At 52.3% G+C, this 25383-nt stretch carries 22 protein-coding genes; 9 read left to right on the forward strand and 13 right to left on the reverse strand.

The annotated features are described in order from the left end of the window. Positions 1 to 173 precede the first annotated feature (173 nt). From ACO08I_RS16485 to ACO08I_RS16495, 3 genes are all read right to left on the reverse strand, one after another. Positions 174 to 2609, reverse strand: a complete 2436-nt coding sequence (locus ACO08I_RS16485) for a TonB-dependent receptor domain-containing protein (protein ID WP_421946512.1) — start codon at positions 2607 to 2609, stop codon at positions 174 to 176. 211 nt (positions 2610 to 2820) lie between these two features. Beyond that, the gene (locus ACO08I_RS16490; RefSeq protein WP_421946513.1) at positions 2821 to 4152 is read right to left on the reverse strand and encodes an MGH1-like glycoside hydrolase domain-containing protein; all 1332 of its coding nucleotides are present in this window, start codon (positions 4150 to 4152) and stop codon (positions 2821 to 2823) included. Between the two features lie 25 nt (positions 4153 to 4177). Further along, positions 4178 to 5605: a hypothetical protein gene (locus ACO08I_RS16495; RefSeq protein WP_282784128.1), complete on the reverse strand. Its 1428-nt coding sequence runs from the start codon at positions 5603 to 5605 to the stop codon at positions 4178 to 4180. Positions 5606 to 5723: 118 nt separating this feature from the next. Here ACO08I_RS16495 and ACO08I_RS16500 point away from each other — a divergent pair, with 118 nt between their 5' ends. Further along, entirely contained in the window at positions 5724 to 6536 is an 813-nt protein-coding gene (locus ACO08I_RS16500; protein ID WP_421946514.1) for an alpha/beta hydrolase, read from the forward strand. Positions 6537 to 6582: 46 nt separating this feature from the next. Beyond that, positions 6583 to 7281 (forward strand): tRNA (guanosine(46)-N7)-methyltransferase TrmB, encoded by a 699-nt coding sequence (trmB, locus tag ACO08I_RS16505; RefSeq protein ID WP_282784123.1) that lies wholly within the window; start codon positions 6583 to 6585, stop codon positions 7279 to 7281. Here trmB and ACO08I_RS16510 read toward each other — a convergent pair whose 3' ends face one another. Further along, positions 7282 to 7785 carry a TlpA family protein disulfide reductase gene (locus ACO08I_RS16510; RefSeq protein ID WP_421946515.1) on the reverse strand — a complete coding sequence of 168 codons (504 nt, stop codon included), beginning with the start codon at positions 7783 to 7785 and terminating at the stop codon, positions 7282 to 7284. A 271-nt stretch (positions 7786 to 8056) separates the two neighbouring features. Between ACO08I_RS16510 and ACO08I_RS16515 the strand changes: the two genes are divergently transcribed. Continuing rightward, on the forward strand, positions 8057 to 9757 hold the full coding sequence (locus ACO08I_RS16515) for a DUF6029 family protein (RefSeq protein WP_044218345.1): 1701 nt from the start codon (positions 8057 to 8059) through the stop codon (positions 9755 to 9757). Positions 9758 to 9768: 11 nt separating this feature from the next. Continuing rightward, the gene (locus tag ACO08I_RS16520) at positions 9769 to 10617 is read left to right on the forward strand and encodes an Omp28 family outer membrane lipoprotein (RefSeq protein WP_044218348.1); all 849 of its coding nucleotides are present in this window, start codon (positions 9769 to 9771) and stop codon (positions 10615 to 10617) included. 93 nt (positions 10618 to 10710) lie between these two features. On the opposite strand, the gene ACO08I_RS16525 is transcribed toward ACO08I_RS16520, so the two are convergent. The 8 genes from ACO08I_RS16525 to ACO08I_RS16560 all read right to left on the reverse strand — a co-directional run bounded on the left by ACO08I_RS16525 (position 10711) and on the right by ACO08I_RS16560 (position 18545). Further along, positions 10711 to 11331 carry a Uma2 family endonuclease gene (locus tag ACO08I_RS16525; RefSeq protein WP_421946516.1) on the reverse strand — a complete coding sequence of 207 codons (621 nt, stop codon included), beginning with the start codon at positions 11329 to 11331 and terminating at the stop codon, positions 10711 to 10713. Positions 11332 to 11392: 61 nt separating this feature from the next. Continuing rightward, the gene (locus tag ACO08I_RS16530; protein WP_421946517.1) at positions 11393 to 12505 is read right to left on the reverse strand and encodes an ABC transporter permease; all 1113 of its coding nucleotides are present in this window, start codon (positions 12503 to 12505) and stop codon (positions 11393 to 11395) included. Next, positions 12502 to 13617, reverse strand: coding sequence for an ABC transporter permease (locus ACO08I_RS16535; protein ID WP_282784114.1), 1116 nt, complete (start codon positions 13615 to 13617; stop codon positions 12502 to 12504). Before ACO08I_RS16535 ends, ACO08I_RS16530 begins: the two co-directional genes overlap by 4 nt. Positions 13618 to 13881: 264 nt before the next feature. Next, positions 13882 to 14610, reverse strand: coding sequence for an ABC transporter ATP-binding protein (locus tag ACO08I_RS16540; protein WP_282784112.1), 729 nt, complete (start codon positions 14608 to 14610; stop codon positions 13882 to 13884). After that, positions 14607 to 15509, reverse strand: a complete 903-nt coding sequence (locus tag ACO08I_RS16545) for an ABC transporter ATP-binding protein (protein WP_394333424.1) — start codon at positions 15507 to 15509, stop codon at positions 14607 to 14609. Before ACO08I_RS16545 ends, ACO08I_RS16540 begins: the two co-directional genes overlap by 4 nt. A 206-nt stretch (positions 15510 to 15715) precedes the next feature. Further along, positions 15716 to 16624: an HlyD family secretion protein gene (locus ACO08I_RS16550; protein WP_421946518.1), complete on the reverse strand. Its 909-nt coding sequence runs from the start codon at positions 16622 to 16624 to the stop codon at positions 15716 to 15718. 2 nt (positions 16625 to 16626) lie between these two features. After that, the gene (locus tag ACO08I_RS16555) at positions 16627 to 17895 is read right to left on the reverse strand and encodes a TolC family protein (RefSeq protein ID WP_421946519.1); all 1269 of its coding nucleotides are present in this window, start codon (positions 17893 to 17895) and stop codon (positions 16627 to 16629) included. 44 nt (positions 17896 to 17939) lie between these two features. Then, a complete protein-coding gene (locus ACO08I_RS16560; protein WP_282784106.1) occupies positions 17940 to 18545 on the reverse strand; it encodes a TetR/AcrR family transcriptional regulator in 606 nt (201 codons plus the stop codon). A gap of 174 nt (positions 18546 to 18719) precedes the next feature. On the opposite strand from ACO08I_RS16560, the gene ACO08I_RS16565 reads away from it, so the two are divergent. From ACO08I_RS16565 to pth, 5 genes are all read left to right on the forward strand, one after another. After that, positions 18720 to 19412 carry a hypothetical protein gene (locus tag ACO08I_RS16565; protein WP_282784104.1) on the forward strand — a complete coding sequence of 231 codons (693 nt, stop codon included), beginning with the start codon at positions 18720 to 18722 and terminating at the stop codon, positions 19410 to 19412. Positions 19413 to 19423: 11 nt separating this feature from the next. Further along, on the forward strand, positions 19424 to 19999 hold the full coding sequence (locus tag ACO08I_RS16570; protein WP_282784102.1) for a hypothetical protein: 576 nt from the start codon (positions 19424 to 19426) through the stop codon (positions 19997 to 19999). Positions 20000 to 20246: 247 nt separating this feature from the next. Continuing rightward, a complete protein-coding gene (locus ACO08I_RS16575; RefSeq protein ID WP_421946520.1) occupies positions 20247 to 21794 on the forward strand; it encodes an AAA family ATPase in 1548 nt (515 codons plus the stop codon). Positions 21795 to 21843: 49 nt separating this feature from the next. Next, positions 21844 to 22662, forward strand: a complete 819-nt coding sequence (locus ACO08I_RS16580; protein ID WP_421946521.1) for a 2,3,4,5-tetrahydropyridine-2,6-dicarboxylate N-succinyltransferase — start codon at positions 21844 to 21846, stop codon at positions 22660 to 22662. 53 nt (positions 22663 to 22715) lie between these two features. Further along, positions 22716 to 23276, forward strand: coding sequence for an aminoacyl-tRNA hydrolase (pth, locus tag ACO08I_RS16585; protein WP_350179300.1), 561 nt, complete (start codon positions 22716 to 22718; stop codon positions 23274 to 23276). Between the two features lie 45 nt (positions 23277 to 23321). Here the strand turns inward: pth and ACO08I_RS16590 are convergent, their stop codons facing one another. Then, on the reverse strand, positions 23322 to 25367 hold the full coding sequence (locus ACO08I_RS16590; RefSeq protein ID WP_421946522.1) for an ATP-binding protein: 2046 nt from the start codon (positions 25365 to 25367) through the stop codon (positions 23322 to 23324). Between the last annotated feature and the right edge of the window lie 16 nt (positions 25368 to 25383).

Raw genomic sequence — 25383 nt, forward strand, 5'->3', positions numbered from 1 at the left:
TTCGCTTTTGGAGCGAATTCCGTCAAATTTTATTCTGAACAAGTCTTTGATCCCGACATTCATCGTCGGGGGCGTGATGAAGGAGCCTAGCCAAAGCTAAGCGACTGAAGAACAACGAAGTGCAGGATAAAATTTGGCAAATGCAGCCCAAAGGGTGAAATCCCAATATAGTCTTAATTCCCGCCGAGGCGTCCGGCTTCATCCTCCAGACCGGTCCTGCGCTTACGCGATTTGATGTTTTGGTTACCAAACTGATAGTTCATGCTGACGCTGATACGCCGGCTGTCCCAGCGGCCGCTGCCCTGTGAGATTAGCCCGGCGAAGTTGGATTCTCCGTCCCAGCCGGTTTCATAGAACAGGTCCTGCCCGCTTACCCGCACATTGAGCTTGTCATCCAGGAATTTGCGCTGCAGCCCCAGGTTGAGGCTCCAATTGCTTTCGTACTCAAAAACACCGCCCCACACACCGGGCCCGCTGTAGTAGCCCGAGATTTCCCCCTGAAAGCCCCAGGGCAGGGTGATGGTGTGCTGCTGGAAGATATTATAGGTGAAGGCTTGTAGGTCTACGACAGCTCCGTTGCCATAGTCCGCCTGATTATCGAGATGGGAAGCGCTAACATTGAAGTAAGCATTCCACTTCTCCGTGATTTGCACCGGCGCGCTAATGTTGGCACTGATGATGGTCTGACTCGCCAGGTTGTCCCAGGTGATGAAGCCTGCCCGCGGGTCATTCTCATCCGGTGCCATCAGCCGGGTGATTTGGTCGGTGGTTTTGCTGTAGGCCACTTTGAAGTTGTAGCGGTAAGCCAGGGTATAGCCCAGCTCCAGGTTGTTGACGATCTCCGGGCGGAGGAAGGGGTTGCCTTTCTCGTAGGATAGCTGGCTGATCTGATTATTGAACGGGTTGAGCACGTTGTAGTCGGGCCGGTTGATGCGGCGGCCGTAGTTGAGCGACAGGCTGTTTTTTTGCGAAAGCTGGTACGTGACGCCCGCGCTCGGGAACCAGTTGAGGTAGTTGAGCTCCACCGGTGGCTCCTGCAATTCATCTTTGAAAGCTTGCAGGTCACCTGTGGCATCGGTCTGCTCAGCGCGTACCCCAGCCGAGACATTCCACTTTTCTCCCAACTGCCGGGCAAAGTTCAGGTAACCCGCGTAGACATTTTCATCGTACTTGAAGCGGTTAGAGGAGTTGTCGTTGCGCACCGGCACGCCATCATTCACATCAAAGAAGAGGAAGGTATTGTCGGACACCACTTTGCTCAGCTTGGTACCTATGCTGAACTTACCTCCCAGAAGGGGTTGCTCGTAGTCTACCTTGAAAGTGTAGATGTCAATATCGGTGGGCGTATCGAAGCTGTTGATGATCTCCGTGAGCAGGGTCTCCTCGCTGGCATCAAAGTAAAGGTTAGGCTGAAAACGCTCACTCTCATTGCGGAAGCGGCCGTAGTCCGCATCAATATTCAGGGTGCGCTCGTTGCCGCCATCGTAGCGGTAATTGAGGTTAAAGGTATTTTGAGAACGGGTATCCTCGGAAGCATTGCGGGCTACGAGGATGCTGTCCGGCAGGGTATTGCTGGAAGCCAGATTGAAAATTTCAATGCGGTTGAAGGCATTATTCTGACCGTTGAAGCCCCGCCCATCCGTCAAAAAGCCGATGGTGTGCTTATCAGACAGGAAGAAGTCGGCTCCAAGGCGGTAGTTGAAAAACTCGCGTTCGTTGCGGTGATTGTTAATTTCATCAAGCCGCAGCCCGTTTTGGAAGCTCACAAAGTTCATTTTATTGAAGCCCTCGCCTTCGCCGTAGCCACCCCCGCCGAAGATATTCATATTGCCGTTGCGGAAATTGCCGCTGGCGTTCAGGTTGGAATGGTTGAACCGCCCTTGGCTAAAGGTGCCGTTCAGGGAGCCGTTGGCACCGATGCTATCATCCTTTTTCATACGGATATCGATGATACCTGCATTACCCTCTGCCTCGTACTTTGCGCCCGGGTTAGTGATGATATCAATGCGGTCTATCTGATCCGCCGGGAGGTTTTGCAGGAAGTTGCTGAGGTCCTGCCCGCCGAGCGGCAGGCGTTTGCCGTCCACATATACGAGCACGCCCGAACGGCCGAGTACGTTAATGTTGTCGTTATTGTCTACGGTCACGCCAGGCGCTTTGCGCAGTAGCGAGAGCCCATCAGAACCCGTGCTGTTGATAGTCCCTTGTACGTTGAAAACTGTGCGGTCAGGCTTGATTTCCACCATAGCGCGCTGTGCCGTTACGGTAGCGCCGGCCAGTTCGATGGAAGTACTGCCGAATTGCAGGGCACCCAGGTCCTTTTGCTCATCAGCGGCAAGGGTGACCTCCGGCAGCCAAAGATCGGCAGCGCCTACATAGGAGGCTTTGAAGAGGTAAGTACCCGATGGCATATTCTGAAAACGGAATACCCCGGATTCATCGCTGACTTCCACTTTGAGGATGGTGGTGTCAGCCGGATTGTGAAGGACTACATTTGCAAAGGAGACCGGCTCCCCGGATTCATCCTGCAGTTGGCCTTTGATGCTGCCCTCCTGGGCAAAAAGGGTGATGGAAAAAAGTAATAGGGTGAGTGATAATAAAGCTTTCATGGTGTCGCAGTTGTATGGCGCTGCTTGCACAGCCGGGTGTTCAAAACTATAGGAGTGTAAACCAAAAAATTAAATCTGTTCAATCCACCTTTCAGTGTAATGGAGACAAATATCTGACAATAGCTGCACAGGGGCACGCTTTTTTCGATAAACAGCCTCCTGAGCAGATGAATTAGCAATAAAGTGTACGAAGTAAGGATTGGGATGGATTTTACCCGGACATTTCACCCTGCAAAAAGTCGAGACACAGGGCGGCCGACCATGAAAACTGATCGGTACCGCAGCCGATTTCTCCTTCTGCAGGCCGACGGGGGTCGAAGTATTCATAAAACCCGTGCCTGGAGAGTAACTCCAGGCTATGCTTCCGGATACGATCCGCCATTTCGGTCATATCGTACCGCATCAGGCCGTGGTAGAGCAGCCAGTTGAGGTTGATCCACACCGGGCCGCGCCAGTATTTTTTGTAGTTAATGTCTTTGGCCTGCAGGCTGTAGGTGGGACAGAGCAGAATCCCGGAGTCTTTCCCGCCAAAAGCGGGGCTTTCCAGGGTGCGCAACATGGCCTCGGCCTGTTCCTGTGTAGGTACCTCGCCGCATAGCGGGATGAGGCCGGAGGACGTATGGACGGGTATGATTTCACCGGCGCGCAGGTCAAAGGCGTTGTAAATACCCCGGTCTTCGTCCCAGAGTTTTTCGTTCATTGACCAGACGGTGAGCTCGTGCCACTGCATGGGTTCCGTAATATCCTCGCCAATGAGGCTGCCAATCTGAATGAGCGCTTCATTGGACCAGGAGAGGATACCGTTGAACAGCGGGTCCTGTATGAGGAACGGGCATTCTTCGTAGATTTTCTGGTCATCGTAGTCGTGCTGCCGGAAGAGATCAACGAGGTAGACATAGCGGTCGTAATCCTCCTGAGTAGGGCGGTGCTCAGCAGCTTTGGGGTTTTGGAGATCTTTGCGCTCGTAGGCAGGCAGTTGATCACGGTCAATCTGCATACGTGACAAGGTACGGTCCCAGATCGGGCTGTTGTCGGTACCCCCTTCCCAGGGATGGCGGATGTAGACCAGGCCTTCCTCCTCCGGATCGCGGTAGTCGTAAAGGTAGCGGTGGAGTGCGAGCACCTTGGGGTACATTTCCTTAAGAAACGCTTTAGCCTGTGCCTTATCGGCAGCCACTTCGTACATCCTCCAAAGCACAAACCCATGTACCGGAGGCATAGTGATACCCGAAGTTTGAATTTGCTCCGGCGCCTGAGCCGACCGGCTGGCCTGCCAAAAGTCAGGCCCGGGGAAGTACCGTGCCTCGGGATCATCGCCAAAAACGATCTGCGGGACGAGCCCATTCTTCCACTGGGCGCTAAAAAGGTGGCGCATTTCAGCCATTGCCCGGCCGAAGTTGTGATGGGCGTTACCAATGGCAATAAAACCGGCATCCCAGTTCCATTGGTGCGGGTAGAGGCTGGGGGCAGGTTTAGTAAATTGACCGTGCCAGTTTTGGTCCAGTACGGCCTGTGCCATCTGCTGAAGCTGGGCTTGATTCATAGGTATGATTTGGTTATCCGTCCGGTCAGTTGTATTCCAGGCGGGCAATTTTCAACCGGTTGCGGCGCTCGCTCGGGATCAGGAGGGTATTGGCATCGACTTGCATGGCGTCGCGGAACCGGAGCCGCAATTTAAGGTTTTCTGTGCTCATGAGGCTGTTGCGGTCAAAACGGCCGTTGCCGCGTAGCACATATTCGCTTACTGTGTTCTCGTACTTTATTTCGTCATTGAATAAAAACCGCAGGCTGCTAGCGGTCTTGAAAACGAAGAAGGAGGAGTAAATCCCATCATCATCCTGCGAGTATTGCTTTTTGTGCATCACCGTTGACCAGTGCAAATCTCCATCCGGATGAATGGACAGCACAAATATTTCATCATAGTAATAGTCTACTGAAAACCGGCCAGTACCATCATAGAAGTTCCGGGTCATGTTAGCTCCATTACGCTCAAAGGTCCGGCTAAGCTCTCCAATAAGGAGCACGCCCCCGTCTTTACGCAGTACAACATCACGCAGCAGGCCCTCCGGTACACCTTTGGTTTTATCTGCTTCTTTGCCAAGGAGGCTCACGATAAACTCCTCCGTAAAGGGATGGCTGGCCTTCACAAAATCTTCAGGCCGGTCAGGGTTGATGTTCAGATAGAAAAACCCGTCGGAGCGCCCGAGGTTTTTCTCAGAATAAAGCCCTGCCCCTACGATTCTTTTGTTGAGCGGATCAATAGAGAAAATGACATCGAAGGTCAGCTTCTCCGGCATGGTCAGGTCAAACCGGGTCAGGCGGTCGGTCCTGCCATCGTAGTGGTAAAATTCAAAATGGTGGTCTTCCCTTTTGGTGCGGTAGTTATCGCGCTCAGCCACAATGGTCATGTCGCCATCGTTATCGACCAGGACCTCCAGGAAATTCTGGTAGAAGTTAAAATCCTGGGGCGTAACCACCGTTTGCCAGAGCAACTCCAACCGGTTGTTATCAAAGCAAACTGCACGCATCATATCCTGTTTTTCGGTAAAAAAGAAGAGCGTCTTGCTCTTGTCCTCCGAATAAACCGGTATGAACTTTGGGGTATAAAAAAGGTAGCCAAGGTCTACGATAGTAATAGAATCCAAAAGGTTGGCGCCCGGGCCATACCGGTGGGCTTTCAGTTTGGTATGTGTACGGTCTTTAAACTGGTAGAACAAGTTGAAGTGCCCATCATCGGGCAAAATATCAATTACTTTGGGCAGGCGGCGGTCCAACTCCAGCTCTTTGGTCCAGGACTCCTTCATGGCTTTGTTGAGGCCAACCACCTCAAAGGTGGTACTACGGTCACGAAAAAGCAGGGTATGGCTGCCCATTTCTCCCAAAAGATGATAGGCAATATCATTGCGCAGCACGATAGGCTCCGACAAGGTAACCGTTTGTGCATAAAGGGCCGCTCCGGTGGTCAGGAAGAGCAGCAGGCTGATTATTTTTTTCATAGCTTTAAATCTTGTTTGGTCTCCGGTTGGAAAGGGTTGTGACAAGCCCTACCCATGAAAATACTGAAATTTAGCAATATGTTTCGTAAAACGGGATTCTTCCCAAAATACAGCAGGTATGGCGGAGTGGATTAAGGCGGGGGCGGTGATTTTTGCCGCGGGCCTTGCGCTTTACCTAATTGTTGTACTCCTGGTATGGATTGGGCAGGAACGGTTTATCTATCAGGCTCACTCCCTGCCTTTGGATTACCGCTATACTTTTGACGGCAGTTATGAGGAACTCCGCATACCCACCGCCGATGGAGAGACCGTTAACGGTCTGTTTTTTCGGGCTCAGGGAGACCCGCAGGGCGCGGTACTCTACTTCCACGGCAACCGGGGCAACCTCAGCCGGTGGGGGCACCTGCACCACCCCTTTACCAGCCGGGGCTATGATGTCCTGATGATTGACTACCGGGGGTACGGCAAGAGTACCGGAAAGCCATCAGAAGCCGGGCTTTATCAGGATGGAGAGGCGGCGCTGCAATGGCTGTTGCGACATCACACGCTGGAGGAAGTCGTATTGTATGGACGGTCTCTTGGCAGTGGCGTGGCGGCTTATCTGGCTTCCCGGCATACCCCGAAATCGCTTATTTTGGAAACGCCCTATGATGTTTTGCCGAATGTCATTCAGCATCAGGTGATGTTGCCACTGCCAGGAGGCATTTTCCGCCACCACTTTCCAACCTTCCGTCACCTCTCAAAAGCAAGGTGCCCAATTCATATACTTGCAGGGACCCATGACCGGCTCATTCCACTTCGGCTGCCCCTCGAACTAAAGCCGCTGCTCCGTTCTCCTTCAGATTTTCTAATCATACAGGGCGCCGGGCACCACAACTTATCGGCATTCCAAGCCTATCATTTTGAATTAGACCGTTTGCTATTGCCTTGACGGATTTCGTATCTTTGCCGCAATAAGCGACAACACCACCTCAAGCATGAGCAAAAGAAATAAGCTCCAGAAATTTACGGAGCTGCTGACCTTCCCGAATGTATACGAAAACTTCAACCCGAAGGAGCCACAACTGCATGGCCTGAACGGGGCACCGGTTAGCCTGAAGGGGGAGTGGTGTACAAAGCATTTCCACAATGACAACCCCATCGTGGTGGAGCTGGCCTGCGGGCGTGGGGAGTACACCCTGGGCATGGGCCGCATTAGCCCCAACCGCAATTTTATCGGGGTGGATATCAAAGGGGCCAGAATTTGGAAAGGTGCGGGCATCGCTTTAGAGGAAGAGCTCGATAATGTTGCTTTTCTCCGCACCCGGATTGAGCAGCTGCACTTGTTTTTTGAACCCGGTGAAATCAGCGAAATCTGGATCACCTTCCCTGACCCTTTCCTACAGAAGAGTAAAGCCAACCGCCGGCTGACGGCACCGAGGTTTCTGGATACCTACAAAAAATTACTGCGTAAAGACGGGCTCATCCACCTCAAAACCGATGAGCCAAATCTGTACGAGTTCACGCTGGAAACCCTGCAGGAATACGAGGGTGCTCAGGTCCTCTACCACAGCGACGACATCTACAGCCTCGAAGAACTTCCTATGCCGGAGCTGGAAATCAAAACCTACTATGAGCGGATGCACCTGGCGGCTCAGAAGACCATCAAGTACATCCGCTTCAGGTTGGAGCAGTAATTACTTGCCTGTCAGTTCTTTTAGCTTGTCTTCCAGTTCGTACTCATCGCCCGGCACATAGCCGTTATGGTTATAGACGATGTTGCCTTCCTTGTCGAGCACAAAGGTCTGCGGGATCGTCTGGAAGTTCAGCGCATTGCGCAGTTGCTGATTGGGGTCCGAAAGTATGGTGTAAGTCCAGCCTTTGGATTCCACCATAGGTTTCACTTTTGCCAGGGCACGCTGTGTGTCGATAGTGATAGCGACAAGCTCGGCATCGTATTCTTCCTGCCAAAAGCCGTAGAGATCAGCGATGGCATCAAGCTCCTTTTTGCAGGGGGAGCACCAGGTAGCCCAAAAGCTCAGGATGGTAATTTTGCCGTCTTCAGCATACTGCCTGATATCCAGCGTTTGCCCGTCGAGGGTCTTCACTTCAACGGAAGGTATGCTCTTGCCTTCCTGTGCGAAGGTAGCCAGGCTGAAAGTAAATAAAGCGGCGATGGTCAGTAATAAGGCTTTTTTCATGGAGTTGATATTTTTCGATATTGGTGGACAAAGATAAAACTTCCGAATTGAGGAGAGTAGCTCCTCAGAAGCTTCCAATTTGTTAGTCGAATGACTTTTTTTGCATAAAATTTCATTATACCGGCAATTCGCAGGATTTTTGCTGCCAATTTTAGGAAACGGTTGGTATCATCCAGACGTAAAACTACCAAATGGCCACCATCTGGTATACCCAAAGGCCAACCTTAACGCAACTTTAGGAATACACACCCCTCAGTACACAACGAAACGAATGGACCTATTGCAGATTTTTCGAAAAACACTCACCGCTGGCGCACTGCTCGTCTTCGGGACAGTCATTAGCTTTAGCCAGAATAATAATGGAGGGACGCTTTCCGGCAACCTTGAAGCCAACGGCAACTTCTTCATCCGCGACAGCCTTATCGGAGCGGCCAATACCCCGCAGTACGACCGCCAACTGTACGGCGCTGATGCATGGCTCAACCTTTCTTATAATAACTGGGGCTTCGACTTTGGGCTGCGCTTCGACCTCTTCAATAATTCCAACCTGCTCAACCCTACCGGGTCTTTCACCGGAGAGGGGATTGGCCGGTGGTATGTGCATAAGAAAGTGGACAAATTCGATATCTCAGTGGGCTACCTCTACGATCAAATCGGCAGTGGGATCATCTTCCGGGCATTTGAGCAGCGCCCTTTGCTGATTGACAACGCCCTATACGGTGCCCGCCTGGCTTATGACCTCGGTGAAAACTGGCAGATCAAAGGCTTCACCGGAAGGCAAAAGCAGCAATTCGATATATACGAGCCAGTGATTAAAGGCGGCGCCATCGATGGCTATCTGAGCTTTGGGGAAGAAGGCAGATTTTGGGCAATGGCACCCGGCCTGGGCGTGGTGAACCGCACCCTCGACGACCCCTCCATGAATTCCATCGTGGCTACGGTCAATACTTACACTGCTGAAGATGCTTTTGTGCCCGTGTACAACACCTATGCCTTTTCGGCATACAATACACTCTCTGCCGGTCCCTGGACCTGGTATGTAGAGGCAGCGTACAAGACAGATGACAACCTGAGCGACCCCTTCGGGGAGTTTGTGCTTTCAGACTCCAGCGTGGTGGTAGGCGATAAGTTGTACAAAGCGCCGGGCACGGTATTCTACAGCAGCCTGAGCTACGCCAAAAGCGGCCTGGGCATTTCCGTGGAGGGCAAGCGTACGGAGAACTTTGACTTCCGGGTACGCCCGCAGGAACAACTCAACCGGGGACTGGTGAATTTTCTCCCGCCTATGGCCCGGGTCAATACCTACCGGATGACAGCCCGCTATAACGCAGCTACCCAATTTTTGGGTGAGATGGCAGTGCAGGCAGATATACGCTACAATTATAAGCGTAAGTTTGGAGTCAACGTCAACGTCTCCAATATTACAGACCTCGACAACAACCTCCTGTACCGGGAGCTGTACACGGAGCTTACTTACAAGTATAAGCGCACCTGGCAATTCCTGGCCGGGCTGCAAATACAGCGGTACAATCAGGAAGTCTTCGAATTCAAGCCAGATGCGCCGATCGTGGAAACGGTCACGCCTTACTTCGATATTCTCTACAAGTTTTCCCGCCGTAAGTCTATCCGTTTTGAAGGGCAGTACATGATTGCCGGTAAGGACGACAAAGGAGAGGGGCATGACTACGGTAGCTGGCTCTTTGGGCTGGTGGAGTTTAGTATTGCCCCCAGCTGGACCTTCACGGTTTCTGATATGTACAACATTGATCCAGGCAAAGCTTCGCCAATTGACGACAGTGGGGAGAAAGCAGCTTTGCATTATCCCCGTTTTGATGTATTTTATACGCACGGAGCTAACCGCTTCTCCCTGAGTTACATCAAGCAGGTGGAAGGCGTGGTTTGTACTGGTGGGATTTGCCGCCTTGAACCAGCTTTCAGTGGCGTGCGTTTTACGGTTAATTCCAGTTTTTAAAAATTGAAGACATGAAAAGATTAAGTACCCTACTCGCAATCGTCGTTCTTTCATTTGGCTGTGAAGAAATCCCTCCGGTTATCACTCCGGTCATGCAGGTCGAAAGCATTTGTGATGAACCTGCACCGATCACTGATCAGCAGCGTCAGGTACTGGTTGAGGAATTCACCGGCGTCCGCTGCGTGAACTGCCCGGCCGGTAGTGCCGCTCTTGAGGAGCTTATCGGACAGCACGGCGACCAATTAGTTGCAGTATCTATTCATGCCGGTTCTTTTGCACCGCCTTATCCGGAGAGTTTCGATACTTTGCGTACGGCCAAGGGGGAAGAAATCCTAAGCTTCGTAGGAGAGCCCCTGGGCTACCCTACCGCAGTGGTCAACCGCAAGAAATTTCCCGGTGGTTTCAACCTGCAGTTGCCTCGTAATGGCTGGCCGGGCGCTATCGAACAGGAGTTGCAGGAAGACCCGCGCGTCCTGATCGACATCAAAAATAACTACGACGAAGCTACCCGTGAACTGGAAACCTGCGTTACCCTGCAGATGATGGACGACCTTAGCGTCGAGGAGTCGGTTTTCCTGACCGTAATGCTCCTGGAAAATAATGTGGTCGACCTTCAGCTTACCCCGGAAAGCTCAGAGCCTGACCCCAATTACGTGCACAAGCATGTTTTCAGGGATGTGCTCACCAGTGCGGCGGGCAATCTAATTCAGGATGAGGTCACTGCCGGCAGTTTTGTGCAGCAGTCTTTTGCCATTACCCTTAAGGAAAAATACAAAGCAGACGATTGCTCGATTATCGCTTTTGTCCATTTGGGCGGTGATACGAAAGTGGTCTTGCAGGCGGAAAAGGAGGGGTGGTAGGCTTGTTTTTGCAGAAAATGCTGATAGGAGGAATGCAGCCGGGAAAGACGGTCAAAGCGACTCACGAATAAAAGGACCTACCTGGTGAGCTGTTCAAACCTGCACATACAAATCCCCCACCCTAAACCGCACTACCCCCATCTCCAGCAGCTGCTCCCCATCGTCGTAGTCCGTGCTTTTCCAGCGGTAGGTATCGGGGATACGCTCGAACAGGGTGACAAAAGGCTGTGCCTGCTCAATGTACAGGATATGGTCCAAGCCGGGTATGGACTTATAGCCTTGTAGCTTTTCGCCGAAGTCGCGGTTGCGGCTGGAAGGCAATATGACTTCTGCTACTAGCCAGGGGTTGGTGTAAGCATTTTTTCCTTTGGCGTACTCATAAGATGAGGGTTGTCCTCGCACCACGGAGGCATCGGGGGCATAGGCTTTCTGCAATTCCGGGATATAGATGTGACGGTTGCTGCCATATCGCCCGTAGCCTGGCTTGTCTCTAAGCTCTACGTACAGGGCACCCAGCAGATTGGCGACAATGCGCTCGTGTTCATCCGTTGCGATACTCATGATAATAATTTCTCCACGCTCGTACTCTACCGGGTACTCTGCCTTTTCCAACAGCCCCACAAACTCCTCAAAGGTAGCCGGAAACCGTAGTGCTTCCGGCCCTAGCTCTAAGCGTTCGGTAAGCGAGGTGGATATGCTGACTTCTGTGCTCATAATTATAAAAATACTAAACTAGACGAGATGTTGCAAGTGGCAGGCTGGAACTTCGTAGCAATCACCCCACCTTCCGGTAATTCAACACCGCCAACCCATTCACCGCCAGCGCGTAGCCGCCCATCACCACGATATGCTGACGGATATCCCAGACATCACTCCCCTTCAGCAGCACCAGCCGCATCACATCCACGAAGTAGGCCACCGGGTTAAAGCGGGTAATGTCCTGCGCCCAGGGCGGCATGCTCTCAATGGGCGTAAACAGGCCGCTCATCAAGATGAAGATGATAAGGAAGAACCAGGCGATAAACATGGCTTGTTGCTGCGTCTCCGTCACGGTGCTGATGAGCAGCCCGAAGCCGAGGACGACGAGCAGGTACAAGCCGGCAAAGCCAAAGATCAGCCACAGGCTGCCCACGAAGGGGATGTGGAAGACCAGCTTGCCCACCACCAGCCCGATCGCCAGCTCCACCAACGCAATGATCCAAAATGGCAGTAGCTTACCGATGATGAACTCGTGCTTGCGGATAGGGCTCACGTTGATCTGCTCAATAGTACCGATCTCCTTTTCCTTCACGATGTTCATGCCCGCCAGGAACATGCCCACAAGTGTTACGAGGATTACCAGAATACCGGGCACCATGAAGGTCTGGTAGTTTTGCTCCGGGTTAAACCAGTTAGCAGTTTCAATTTGCAGAGCAGCGGGCTGTGCAATGCCACCCCCGTAATTTTGCCGAAAGGCCGCGTTGAAGTCCCGGATAATCGCATTGGCGTAAGCCGAAGACAGACCCGCTTTCACCCCGTTGATGGCATCTACTGCCACCTGCAGCTGACTCCTGCCGTCGCGCAGCAGCTGCCGCTGAAAGTCAGGGGGGATTTCCAGATAGAGATCGGCATCGCCCTTCTGTATCTCATTCAAAGCGGTCTTGCCCGAAGCGGAAGTGCCCGTAAGTATGAAGTGCTCAGAAGCCTCAAATTGCCCTACGAGCTGCCGGGACGCCTGCGAGTGGTCCAGGTCCACGATGTGCAGCTTGACGTTATCCACCTCGTAGTCGGCAGCAAAGGCCAGCACCAGCAGCTGTATGACTGGCATGAGGAAAATCAGCGGCAGCATCACCCGATGGCGAAAAATCTGCCGGAATTCTTTCTGTACGATGTAGGGTACGGTTTTCATGCGAGTCGGATGTTAAAGCTGCGCACGCTCAGCGCAATGAAAAATACAGTCATGCCCAGCAGGATAAGCGTCTCCTGCCATACGAGCTCCATCCCACCGCCTTTGAGCATCACATCCTTCAGAATGATGATGAACCACTTGGCGGGGATGATATTGCTGACCATCTGCAGCGGGAACGGCATCGACTCAATCGGGAAGATGAAACCGGACAGCAAAATCGTCGGCAGCATCAGCACCATCAGGCTAAAGAGCATAGCCACCTGCTGACTGTCGGTGCGGGTGGAAATGAGGATACCGAGCGACAGGGCCGTGAGCACAAACAAAAAGCACTCCAGCCAGAGCAGGGCATAACTGCCCCGTATCGGCATGCCGAAGACTTCCGTTCCCAGCAGTAGAATCACTGCGGTATTGGCCAGTGCAAGCAAGATATATGGGATGACCTTACCGATTACAATGAGCGGGGGCGGCAGGGGCGAGGCGAGCAATACTTCCATCGTCCCCACCTCTTTTTCGCGGGTAATAGCGATGGAAGTCATCATAGCGGAGACCAGCATGAGGATGACCGTCATTACGCCGGGCACGAACATAAATACGCTCTTGAGCCCGGCGTTGTACAGCATGCGCACTTCGGTCTGTATGGCCATAGACGGCTGCTGCAGGGGGCGTTGCTCCTGCAAAAAATCGCCGATGATAGCCGAGGCGTAGTTGGATAAAGTCGTAGCGGTATTAGGGTCTGTGCCATCGGCAATGAGCTGTAGGCTCCCCGGAAGGCCCCGGGCGGTTTCCTCCCCAAATTCAGGCGGCAGGACCACTGCCATTTTGATACTGCCCGCCCGGAAGGCCTCCTCTATTTCCTGTGTGCTGTGCAGGGGTAAAGCCAGGGTGAAGTATTCGGAGGCACTCAGGCGCTGCGTGAGGCGCTGGCTTTGGTCATTTTGCGCATAGTCGAGCACGCCGATATCCGCATTTTTAATCTCGTTGCTGATGGCAAAGCCAAAGAGCAGCACGAGCACCGCCGGCATGCCCAGCAGAATGAGCAGGGTCCGCCGGTCCCGCAGGATGTGGTAAAACTCCTTGCGGATGAAGATGGACAGCTTTTTGTTCGTACCCATTGGGTTGATTTTAAAAAATTTGTAGTCTTGTTTCCTTTTTAAACACATAGGCACATAGCTCTTTTTGCCCGGGTTGCCTAAACACATAGGCACATAGGACACATAGTCTTTTACTCGCTGCTTTGTATACCCATGTTCGCTACTCCCTCCCCACTGTATCTACACTTCCTCCTATCTATTTCCCCACATCCCGCGCCCCTATATGCCTATGTGTTTCAACCCAACACTGCACACTCACTATATGCCCCTATGTGCCTATGTGTTTCACCCCCCCGGCCGCGTCAGCCGTAAAAACACCTCATTCATCGTCTCCACGCCGAAGGAAGCCTTCATCGCCTGCGGGGTGTCAAGTGCCGCAATCCGCCCTTCCACCATAATGGACACCCGGTTGCAGTACTCCGCCTCATCCATGTAGTGGGTAGTGACGAAGACGGTAGTGCCCTCATTCGCCGTTTTGTAGATCATCTCCCAGAACTGCCGCCGTGTCACCGGGTCTACGCCACCAGTGGGCTCATCCAGAAAGACGATAGCGGGCCGGTGCAGGATGGCAATGGAAAAGGCCAGCTTTTGCCGCCACCCCAGCGGAATACCGGACACCAGGCTATTCGCAAATTCCGACATGCCAAGCTCTTCGATCAGCCGGTCGGCTTCCTGCCGCACCTGCTTGCGGGGCAGCCCGTAGATACCGCCGTAGAAGCGGATGTTCTCCCGCACCTTCAGGTCTTCGTAGAGTGAAAATTTCTGGCTCATGTAGCCAATGCGGCGCTTGATCTGCTCAGGCTCGCGGTAGACATCGTAGCCGGCTACCATTGCCTCACCTTCCGTAGGGCGTGACAGCCCGGTGAGCATGCGCATGGCCGTAGTCTTGCCCGCTCCATTGGCTCCGAGAAAGCCGAAGATTTCTCCTTTATCCACTTCGAAAGAGATGGCGTCCACAGCAGTGAAGTCACCGAATCGCTTGGTTAGATTGTTGGCAGTGATGGCGTGGTTCATACCTGGCTTTTTTCCATGAAAATATCTTCGATAGTGGGCATAGCCTGCTTAATTTCGATATCCGCATGCCCCCTGTCCAGCAGGTAGCCGTGGATCAGCTCAGGCCAAACCACCGACTTCAGGCTAAGATGCACGTACTCGCCGAAGGGGAATACGGTATGAGCAGGTTCGAACTGCCGCAGGTCCTGAATGAGTTGGTAAATATTCGCTGTTTTGACGGCCAGCAACGGTTTGTCGTAGCTGTTGACAATACTATCTGGCTCATCTACCTGCAGAATGGCACCATCCTGCATGAGCGCTACGCGGTCGCACAGGCTCGCTTCGTCCATGTAGGGCGTGGAGACGAGGATGGTGATGTTTTTGGCCTTGAGCCGCTGCAGCATTTCCCAGAATTCCTGACGGGAGACGGGGTCGACGCCGGTGGTGGGCTCATCGAGCAGGAGCACCGTAGGCTTGTGGATCAGCGCACAGCATAGGGCGAGCTTTTGCTTCATGCCTCCGGACAGCTTGCCCGCCCGCCGGTCTTTAAAGGGCTCCAACTGCACGTAAATATCCCGGATGAGCTCGTAGTTTTCCTCGATCGTAGTGCCGAAGATGGTCGCAAAGAAGGTCAGGTTCTCTTCTACCGTCAGGTCCTGATAGAGGGAGAAGCGGCCCGGCATATACCCGATGCTCCGGCGGATGGCGCGGTAGTCTGCGACCACATCTTTGTGATCAAGCTGCGCGCTGCCCTCATCTGCCAGCAAGAGCGTAGCCAGGATGCGGATGAGCGTGGTCTTGCCCGCCCCGTCCGGCCCAATGAGCCCGAAGAGCTCACCGGGCTGTACCTGCAGGTTGATGCCGCGCAGGGCAGGGGTGGTGCCGTAGGACTTGCGGAGATTTTGGGTTTGGATCATGATGGTTGTTTTTTTAAGACTTGACAAGGGCTTTGGGGGGCTGGGGAAACTTGTCAAGTCAGGCGTTACACTACTAGACATTTTTCAAAAGGGATTGATTTTTTCAGCCTCCGCACGCCCCCTAGCCCCCTAAAGGCGGGAACTGCAGCCCGCAAAAATCAATCCCTTTTACTCATGAAATCCAGTTTGTCTAGTGGTTTGGTCAGGCGTTACTGTTGGCTGTTTTGGAAAACCACTTCTCCCGGCATACCCATCTTCAGGCGGCCATCATTTTTCACTTTCACCTTAAAGGCGTAAACGAGGTTGACCCGCTCTTCTTTGGTCTGCACGGTTTTAGGCGTGAATTCCGCTTCATCGGCAATCCAACTGATAGTACCCGAGAGGCTGCGGTTGCTTTCCGCATCCTGATCAACAAGGACGTTGACTTCCTGCCCCAGTTTCAGCTCCGGCAATTGGGCACCGCTGACGTAGGCGCGCAGTTCCAGTTCTTCCAGGGGCGCGATGGTGTAGAGAGGCTTGCCGGCGGCAGTCATCTCGTAGGGCTCCGCCAGCTGCAGCAGGACGGTGCCTGATACGGGATTGTAGATGTAGCTGCGGCGGATTTGTTCTTCCACCACCTCAATCTGCGCCTCGATGGGAGCAATTTCGGACAAAATACCCCGGTTGGCCGTTTGGCTTTGGGCGCGGATGGCATCAATTTCCTTATCAATCACTTCGAGCTGCCCCTGCAGGTCATCGAGTTGCTTAGCGGGCGCCGCCTTGTCAGCGATGAGCGCCTTGAGCCGGCGCTCTTCCCGGAGGAGGTTTTGCCTGCGCTCCTGCAGTACGCGCACCTGAGGCTCTGCATCCTGCGTTTTGCCGGTCACAGCGCGGATTTTTGCCCGGAGCTGTTCGCGCTGCAGGTGCAACAAGGTGGTGTCAATTAAGCCCACAAGCTCACCGGCTTTGAGCTGCTGCCCTTCTTCCACATCGAATTGGATAAGCTTGCCGCTGGCTTCCGCCGAAATGATGACTTCACGGGCTTCGAACTTGCCGTAGGCGTCGGAGGTGGCCTCGTTGTCCTGACAGGCGGCCAGGGGCAGGAGGGCCAGCAGGTAGATGATTATTTTGGTATTCATATTCAGAGTATTCCTTTGAGGGTGAGTAATTGGATGTACAGTTGCTGCTTTTGGAGGCGGTACTGCTCCACCTGTAGTTGCGCCTGCCGTACGGCTGCCGATTGGGTGATGTAATCGGCGGCTACAGCGGTGCCTTCACGGAGCTGCGCGTCGATTTGCTGCAGCACTTCTTCCTGAAGCTGTATGATGTCCTGGCCTTGCGCTATGAGTGGGTCAATTGCAGCCATTTCTGTACGGATTTGCACTTCCTGCCGCTCAATTTGTGTGGTGAAAGCCGCCTGCCGCTGACCAATCATCTCCCGCTGCAGGCTCAGCAATTGCCGGCTGCGGTCGGCCTTTCCCCAGTCTACAAAGTTCCAGGAAAAGCGGACGCCGCCCATGGCGAAGGGGCTCAGGCTGTTGTCGAAAAAGTTGAGCGGATTGGGCGCGCCAAAGCCCGCCTGCAGGAAAGCCCCAACAGTAGGCCGCTGATCGGCTTCTATGCCCAATAAGCCCGCCATGAGCTGCTGCTGTTGCTGCTCGAACAGCTTTAGTTCCGGACGTTGCAAATCAGACGGCAGCATTTCGGCAGCGGGGGCAGGCAGTTCAAATTCCACACCTTCCGGAACGTCCTGCCCGAGGAGTACCGCGAGCCCTCCCCTCAGTGCGTCCCTCTTGCTTTTGACCTGGATAATTTCCGACTGCAGCCGGAGTTGTTCTGCCTGCAAACGACTGAGCTCACCCGGCAGCAGGATACCATACTCCACGCCGGCTTCTACCTGTGAGATCCGGCCCTGCAGCTGTTCCAGCCCGCTTTCCAGAATGTGCATCCGCTCCCGCTGCAGCAGTATGCCAAAGACGTATTGATTGACCTGAGCTTTGAGCGGTTCGAGCTCTACTTCCAACTGCGCTTCCGATACAGCCAGCTGCGCTGCTTCTGCTTCCAGTTTGGCCTCAATGCGCCCGCCATCGTAGAGACTGTACTGTGCATCGGCTGTGGTCTGAAACCGATAGAGCGGCAGGTCAAGGCCCGCGCCGCCCGGAATGGGCAGCTCAAAGGGGAATTCCACCACCTCGCTCTGCAGACTCGCCTGCGCATTCCAGCTGATCTGCGGCAGGCGCGCCTTATCGATTTGCTCTTGCCGCAGTGTGCTTGCCGAGCGCAGCAATCCGGCCTGTTGCGAGAGTGGGTGGGCTTGTTCAGCCATGCTGTAGGCTTGCTCAAGCTGGATGGGCTCCTGAGCCCGGGCCGGCAAGGCCAGAAGCAAGCATAAAAAAGGCAGGTATCTCATATTTTTAAAATTTAACCATTTGGGTAAACTGAGTCCAAAAAAAATTACGCCTTGCGTATGGCGCTGATGACAAATTCCGCCACCTCCTGCTTGCGCTGCTCCATGAGCTCATCGTACATCTTGTGGCTCACCTGCATCATGCCCTGAAACATAGGGCGGGCGAGGAAGGGGAAAACGCATAGGGACAGCATGTTGAGCACGAGTCCAACAGGATTGACCGGCTTGATGTTACCCGCAGCTACTTCCTGCTGAATCTGCATGACTAATGGCAGGGGGTTGGGGCGGGTCTGCCGGCTCAGCAATTCCTGCGCAAAGGCTTCGCCCTTTTGGTTGAGCTCGCTTATGACGAAGGCCGGCATAGCCGGATTCCGCATGAGCAGGCTGATGTAGCGGTCCACGAACTGTTCGATCTTATCAAACAGGGGGATGTCGGCTTCAAACACCTGATTGATACCTGCCGAGAATTTGGCGAAAGCCTCATCGAAGACTGCCCGGAAGAGTTTGTTCTTGCTGCGGTAGTAGTAATGCAGCAGCCCCTTGTTGATCTCCGCCCGGTCGGCAATCTCCTGCATACGGGCTGCAGCGAAGCCTTTGGTCATAAAGACTTCACGGGCGGCGTCCAGTATTTTTTCCTCAGCAGTGGGTTCCATATCAGGTTACCTGTTTGGGTAATTTTTGACAAATTTACCTATTTGGGTAACTCCAGTCAAGTTTTTGATTCTTTTTTTTGGAATTATCCTGCCGGCAGAACTGTTAAATGCTGGAAACCAGGCAGCATTTTGCCATTGTGACACGTCTATCAGATACACTAACTCCGCTTAACCATGTCAAAATTCACTGCGCTTGCTCTAATCTTTCTGGGTTTATGCCCGGCTTTGGAAGCACAATCCTCGTTTCGCATTCATGCCATGGCGTTAACCACATCGGAACGGTTTGAGCTGTCACCTGAGGTCATAGGCTACCAACCGGAGCGGAGTCAGAGCTACGGCAGTCAGGTCTCTGCGCAGTGGGTTTCCAAAATCCGTATTGGCGCCATTGCAGGTGTGATGTGGCAGACCCTTTCAAATAACGATGACCGGTACTACGATGAATTGCAGGAGCTACGGCATGAAGCAGAGGGCAACAGCGACCGTAGTTTGGAATTCATTGCCGGTGCGAGCTACCATGTGTTCCCGGAAGATAAGAGTGTGCAAATTGAGCTCCGGGCTTTAGGAGGATACCGCAACCTTTCACTCGGGCAGCAGACCGAAACTTACATTAGCACAGTCACTTACCAGCAAGAACAGCGGACCTACCAATTTGAACAACAGGGTGGATGGGTTTTTATGCCCGGTATTGTTTTTGAGGTCCGCCCTCAGGAGTCGCCCATTGGTGGTGTTTTGCAAATTAGCAGCTGGCATGCTTCGAGCCAACAAGATTTACAGGTGCTATCAGACGACGGGCAAGAGCGCATAGAAAGTTTCCGGATGAAATCCAATGGTGTCAGCCTTGCTGTAGGCCTGGTTTATGCTTTTTAAAATCTACTCACATGAAAAACGTACTGCTTGCTTCTTTTCTATTCGTTCTCCTCTTTTCCGCCTGCCGTAATGTTCAGCTTTACAATGAGACGACTTACCCTTCGGAGGAGGATTTTGCGACCACAGACACCCTGGCTTTTTACCTGGAGGATTTACTGTGGATACCCTTTGGCTGGTCTGCCGGGCTTGGTTTCTTCAATCCTGAGCCCAATACTTTTAATTATAATTTTCGGCAGGAAGCGCCGGGCGGATACGCTTTCGAAATCTTATCTGCTATGCGTATTGCCACAGACAACGATATCATTTTGGATCAAACCATTCATGCTGAGCTGAACAACATTGCCCTTTCTGAATTACCCGGGGTGTTTGTTCTTGACAGTACTTCAAACCGGTACTGGACGCTAAAGGATCAAAAGCAAGACAAGCTTTTTATTTCCACTGCTGACCATCCAATCACCCTGGAGATTCCGGTATTTGACACCTTGCAGGGCCGTATGGAGGGATTCTTCGAAGGGCAGTTGGTTAACCGGGAGGACCCATCAGAGGTTGTCACTGTCACGGAAGGACGTTTCAGCATTTCTTTTTAAGGTGTCGGTCATTGGGAAATGATCCACTCGGATGATCGGAGAACACGCTTGGGTGTATCTTAACTTTGAAGTGTAGAGGTATCTGATTGACCCTAACTGGCTGAATACCCGTATGCACCTTTAGAAGCGTTCGTTACTGTTGCACGCCCCCATTTAGTTTCGGTCAGAAATGCAGTTCGGGGTTTACCCTCATTTTTCTAAAATATTTGTTGAGGCCACGTCTGCCAATTTTCGTTATCTTGTCCACATGAAGCAGTTACCCATCGGCATACAAGATTTCAAGGTACTACGGGAGGGCAACTACATCTATGTAGACAAGACAGAACACATCCACCGGCTGGCGACTACCGGGAAGTACTATTTTCTGTCCAGGCCACGACGGTTTGGAAAGTCCTTGCTGCTCACCACTATTCGCGACTTGTATGCAGGCAGGAAGTCTCTGTTTGAGGGGCTGTGGATTGAGGATCATTGGGACTGGGCTGCCACATCTCCAGTGCTGCACTTCTATTTTGACAAGATCAATTACGCTCAGAAAGGCCTCGCCAATGCATTGGTATACGACCTGAACCGAAAGGCGGAGCACTACGGACTTACCCTTGCTGCAACAGATTACAAATCGCTGTTTGTAGAACTCCTGGAAAAATTGGCTGCTAAGAACGGCCCCGTAGTTTTGCTGATTGATGAGTACGATAAACCTATTCTCGATTATCTAAGCGAAGAGGATTTGGACACTGCGAAAGCGAATCGTCATATTTTGCGTGAATTTTATGGTATCATAAAAGGTTCAGATGCCGATTTGCGGTTTGTTTTACTCACTGGCGTATCCAAATTTGCTAAGGTTTCTGTATTTTCTCACCTCAACAACCTCAATGACCTTACGCTACACCGCGAATACGCAACGCTGACCGGATATACGCAGACAGAGCTGGAACATTACTTTGCAGATTACATAACAGCTGCAAAAACAGCTCTGGAAATCAGCGAGGCAGACCTTCTAAAAACCATGAAGGACTGGTACAATGGCTATTCCTGGGACGGCGAGCATAAAGTCTACAATCCATTTGGAATCCTCAACTTCTTCAGCAACAAAGCATTTTCCAATTTCTGGTTCTCAACAGGTAGCCCAAGGTTTCTGATCGAGCAGATGAAAGAGCAGGGGGTTTATCAGGTAGAGGATATCGAAGTCAGCAATACGGCTTTTGAGCGCTTTGATATTGAAAATTTGACACTTGTCCCTCTGTTGTTTCAGGCAGGCTACCTTACGGTAAAATCTTCCAACCGGATGACGGGAGAATACATTCTGGGCTACCCCAATCTCGAGGTGCAGGAAAGCATGTACGAGCATCTGATCGATGAGCTGGCGCATAATCCGAGCCGGCTAAATACCGGCCGAACGATTCAGGACATGCAGCGTGCTTTTATAAGAAATGAACTGGATGAGGTACGCTATATTTTGGAAGCTATCCTGTCTGACCTTCCCTATGAAGTTTTTGACCGCAAATCTGAAGGGTTATACCATGGCCTGGTTCATCTGATTTTCAATTACCTGGGGATTTATGCCCAAAGTGAGGTACATTCCTCCAAAGGCCGGGCGGATGCCATAGTGGAAACCCCAACGCATGTATATATTTTTGAATTCAAGTTTGATCAATCTGCAGAGGCAGCCCTTGAGCAAATACTTTCAAATGCATACGCTGACCGATACCGAAGCTCTAAAAAAAAGATCACCGGCATAGGCGTTAACTTCAAACCCGACCAACGAACGGCTTTAGATTGGAAGGTGGCCCACTTATAGCGCCCCTCCCCCAATAATTCCTTACCTTTGCGCCCTCAAACATCCCGATATGGATAAACTGCAACACCTCATCAATAGTGCCTGGGAAGACCGCTCCCAGCTCAAGGAAAAGCCGGTACAGGAAGCCATTCAGCACGTTATGGCTCAACTCGATAAGGGCAAACTCCGCGTAGCCGAGCCTACCAAGGACGGCGAGTGGAAGGTCAATGAATGGGTCAAAAAAGCGGTGGTGCTTTACTTCCCGCTGGCGCAAATGGAGACCATCGAAGTAGGGCCGTTTGAATTCCACGATAAAATTCCGCTCAAAAAGAACTACAAGGCACAGGGCGTGCGGGTAGTGCCGCACGCGATCGCCCGCTACGGCGCCTATTTGGAAGAAGGCGTCATCATGATGCCCAGCTACGTGAACCTTGGGGCATGGGTGGGCAGCGGCTCTATGGTGGACACCTGGGCAACCGTGGGCTCCTGCGCGCAGATTGGCCGCAATGTACACCTGAGCGGGGGTGTAGGCATTGGGGGCGTACTGGAACCTTTGCAGGCCACACCGACCATCATTGAAGACAACTGCTTCATCGGGTCCCGCAGTATCGTAGTGGAAGGCGTGCGCGTGGAAAAGGAAGCGGTGCTGGGCGCCAACGTGGTGCTCACCCAGTCTACCCGCATCATTGATGTGACCGGTGAGGAGCCCGTGACTTATAAAGGCCGGGTACCGGCGCGATCAGTTGTTATTCCGGGTACTTATCCCAAGGAATTCCCGGCGGGCACTTATCAGGTAGCCTGCGCGTTGATCATCGGGCAGCGCAAACCAAGTACAGACAAGAAAACGTCTCTGAACGATGCCCTGCGCGAGTTCAATGTAGCCGTTTAATGAACTGGCTATTCGATTTATTCCGAAAAAAAGAGACCATACCTGCGGATCCTATGAAGTATCTGATTGCGGGCCTCGGCAATATTGGGGCGAAATACGACAACACCCGGCACAACATCGGCTTCGACGTAGTGGATGCCCTGGCAGAAAAGCACGGGGGCGAGTGGGCGACTGAAAAGCTGGGCGATGTGGCAACGATCAAGCAGCGGGGGCGCACCTTCGTTTTGCTCAAGCCCTCCACCTACATGAACCGCAGCGGCAAAGCGGTCCACTATTGGATGCAAAAGGAGAAGATCGACAAGAACCGCCTGTTAGTGGTGATCGACGATCTGAACCTCGACTTTGGCAAAATACGCCTGCGCGGAAAGGGTAGCGACGGCGGGCACAACGGGCTGAAAGATATCGATCAGGTGACGGGGGGGAATAACTATGCCCGCCTGCGCATCGGCATTGGCAATGATTACCATCAGGGGCAGCAGGTCGATTACGTGCTGGGCGAATGGTCTTCTGAGCAGCAGGCAGAACTGCCCAACATCATCAAGCGGGCAGCAGAGGGCTGTATTGCATTTGGCACGATTGGGCTGCAGCATGCGATGAGCCAGTATAACGGATAATCAGCGTGGCCTTGCAGTCTGGCCAACAGGTGCGGATGCCTTGCCTCAGATTTGATGCTGTACCGAATTTTGCTTTTGAATGGTAAACACCATCGCAATACCCCTGCCATCTAGGCCGGGACGCTCGATACGGATATTACCGCCCATTTTTTGTACCAGCTTTTTGACAATAGACAAGCCCAGTCCACTACCTGTATACTGCTCCCGGTCGTGCAGGCGTTTGAACATTTTGAATACGTACTCGTCATACTCCTTTGGGATGCCAATACCGTTGTCTTCCATCCGAAAAGTGTAGTGCGTGGTACTTTCCGTACAGCTTAGCTGAACCACAGCCTCTTCGTTTTCATTGTATTTCCAGGCGTTCTCCAACAAGTTTTTCAGTACAATTTTCAAGGGCTTCTCTGGCACATAAAGCGCATGATCCTCAAAAGCTAGCGTACCATTTTTCTCTCTGATCAGCGAATCCAAATCTGTTTTGATGGTGCCTATGATTTCGCCCAGCCCTACATTGGTGTATTGCCTGTGGAGCTCATCCAGTTGAGTAAAGCTGTAGACATCTTTGATGAGTTCATCAAGCTGAAGCGCTCCTCTGGAAATGTACTGCAGGAATTCTTCAATATTCTCGGTCTCCCCTTTTTGGAGGCGCCGCTGAATGAGCGTGGCGAAGCGGCTGATATTTCGCACAGGCTCCTTCATATCATGCGAAGTGATGTAGGCGAACTGCCGGAGTTCCTGATTGGCCAGCTGAAGTTGTTCGTTGGAATCCCGAAGTTCCCGGGTACGGGCACTGACTTCTGTTTCCAGGCGCTTATTGCTTTGCAACTTAAGGCGGTAGAGAAAAAACAGGGCGGCCAGCAAGCCCAGGGCCAGCAGCCACAAACCCATGTACTGATTGCTCAGTTTATTCTGAATGTGCAGTTTTTCCTGCAGGCGGGCATTTGATCTTTTATGCTCCGCTACGTCGAATTGTGTTTGTAAAAAAGTGATCTGACGGGAGCGATCGATGCTGAGCAGAGAGTCGCTGAGGGATTTGAAAGCTTTGTGGTACTGTAGTGCTTTGGTAGTATTGCCTTTTTTTTCATAGAGTGTGGCAAGGGTTTCAAGCACTTCATTTTGTCCTTCAGAAACCCCAATTTCGGTATACAGCTCCAGTGCCTTCAACAATTCGGGCGCTGCCTTGTCCAAAAGCCCTTCAGTAAAATAGGCATATCCTATACATTTGCAGCAATGCGCCTGCCCGTAGGTATCCCCGAACTTTGTATATTCTTCCAGCCCGCGGCTGCAGTAGTACAACGCACTGTCTGCCTGCTCCAACTTGGCAAAAGACCATCCCATATTGATTTCAGCTGAAAACCTCGCATAGCTTATTCCTTTTTCTTCAGCGTATTGTTTGCCTTCCCGAAAGACATGCAATGCCTGCTCGTGCTTATCCTGTAGTTGAAGCCCGATACCACGGTGAATATGCCCAAATGCGACCCCATTGGGCCGGTTGAGGGAATCCAGCACGGTAATAGAGGTACGATATAAGGAATCCGTATCCTTAAATTCCCGGAGATTAGTCAGTACATCTGCCAACAGAATCTTAATATCAAATTCCATCACCCGGTCATAGTCTTTTCGGTTGGCATCGAGTGCCCCCAGCAGGGCTTCATAGGCCTGATTGTATTCCCCCTGCAGCAAAAAGATATAACCCCGGGACCGCAACCCCCAGGCTTGCTCCTTAGGGTTTTCCTGCCACGAATACAGATACATCAGAGAGTCATTGTACAATAATCCCTGGTCTAGCTGCCCCTGATAAAGATAAGCTTGCTGCAGGAACTTATAGGCTTTCCCCAGAGTCGTATCACGGCCCTTTCGTGACAACTCCAGTACCCGCCGGGTAAGGGCTATGGCTTCCTTACTATTGGTGCGGAGCTGATGTTCTGCCGCTTCAAACAAGAGGTTGATCCGTTCTTCTTCTGAGCCGGCCTGTTCCAATTTTACCTCCAGTGAATCAGAAGCAGGGACTGCCCCAAATACTACTCCCCCTGAGCCTTGCAATAAGACCAGAAACAATAGTATATACTTCTTGGCAAGGAGGTACTGTTTCATCCTATCAATCATTACG

Origin of the sequence: Phaeodactylibacter xiamenensis, assembly GCF_965229835.1 — a bacterium.
In the GTDB taxonomy this organism is placed as follows: Bacteria; Bacteroidota; Bacteroidia; order Chitinophagales; family Saprospiraceae; genus Phaeodactylibacter; species Phaeodactylibacter xiamenensis.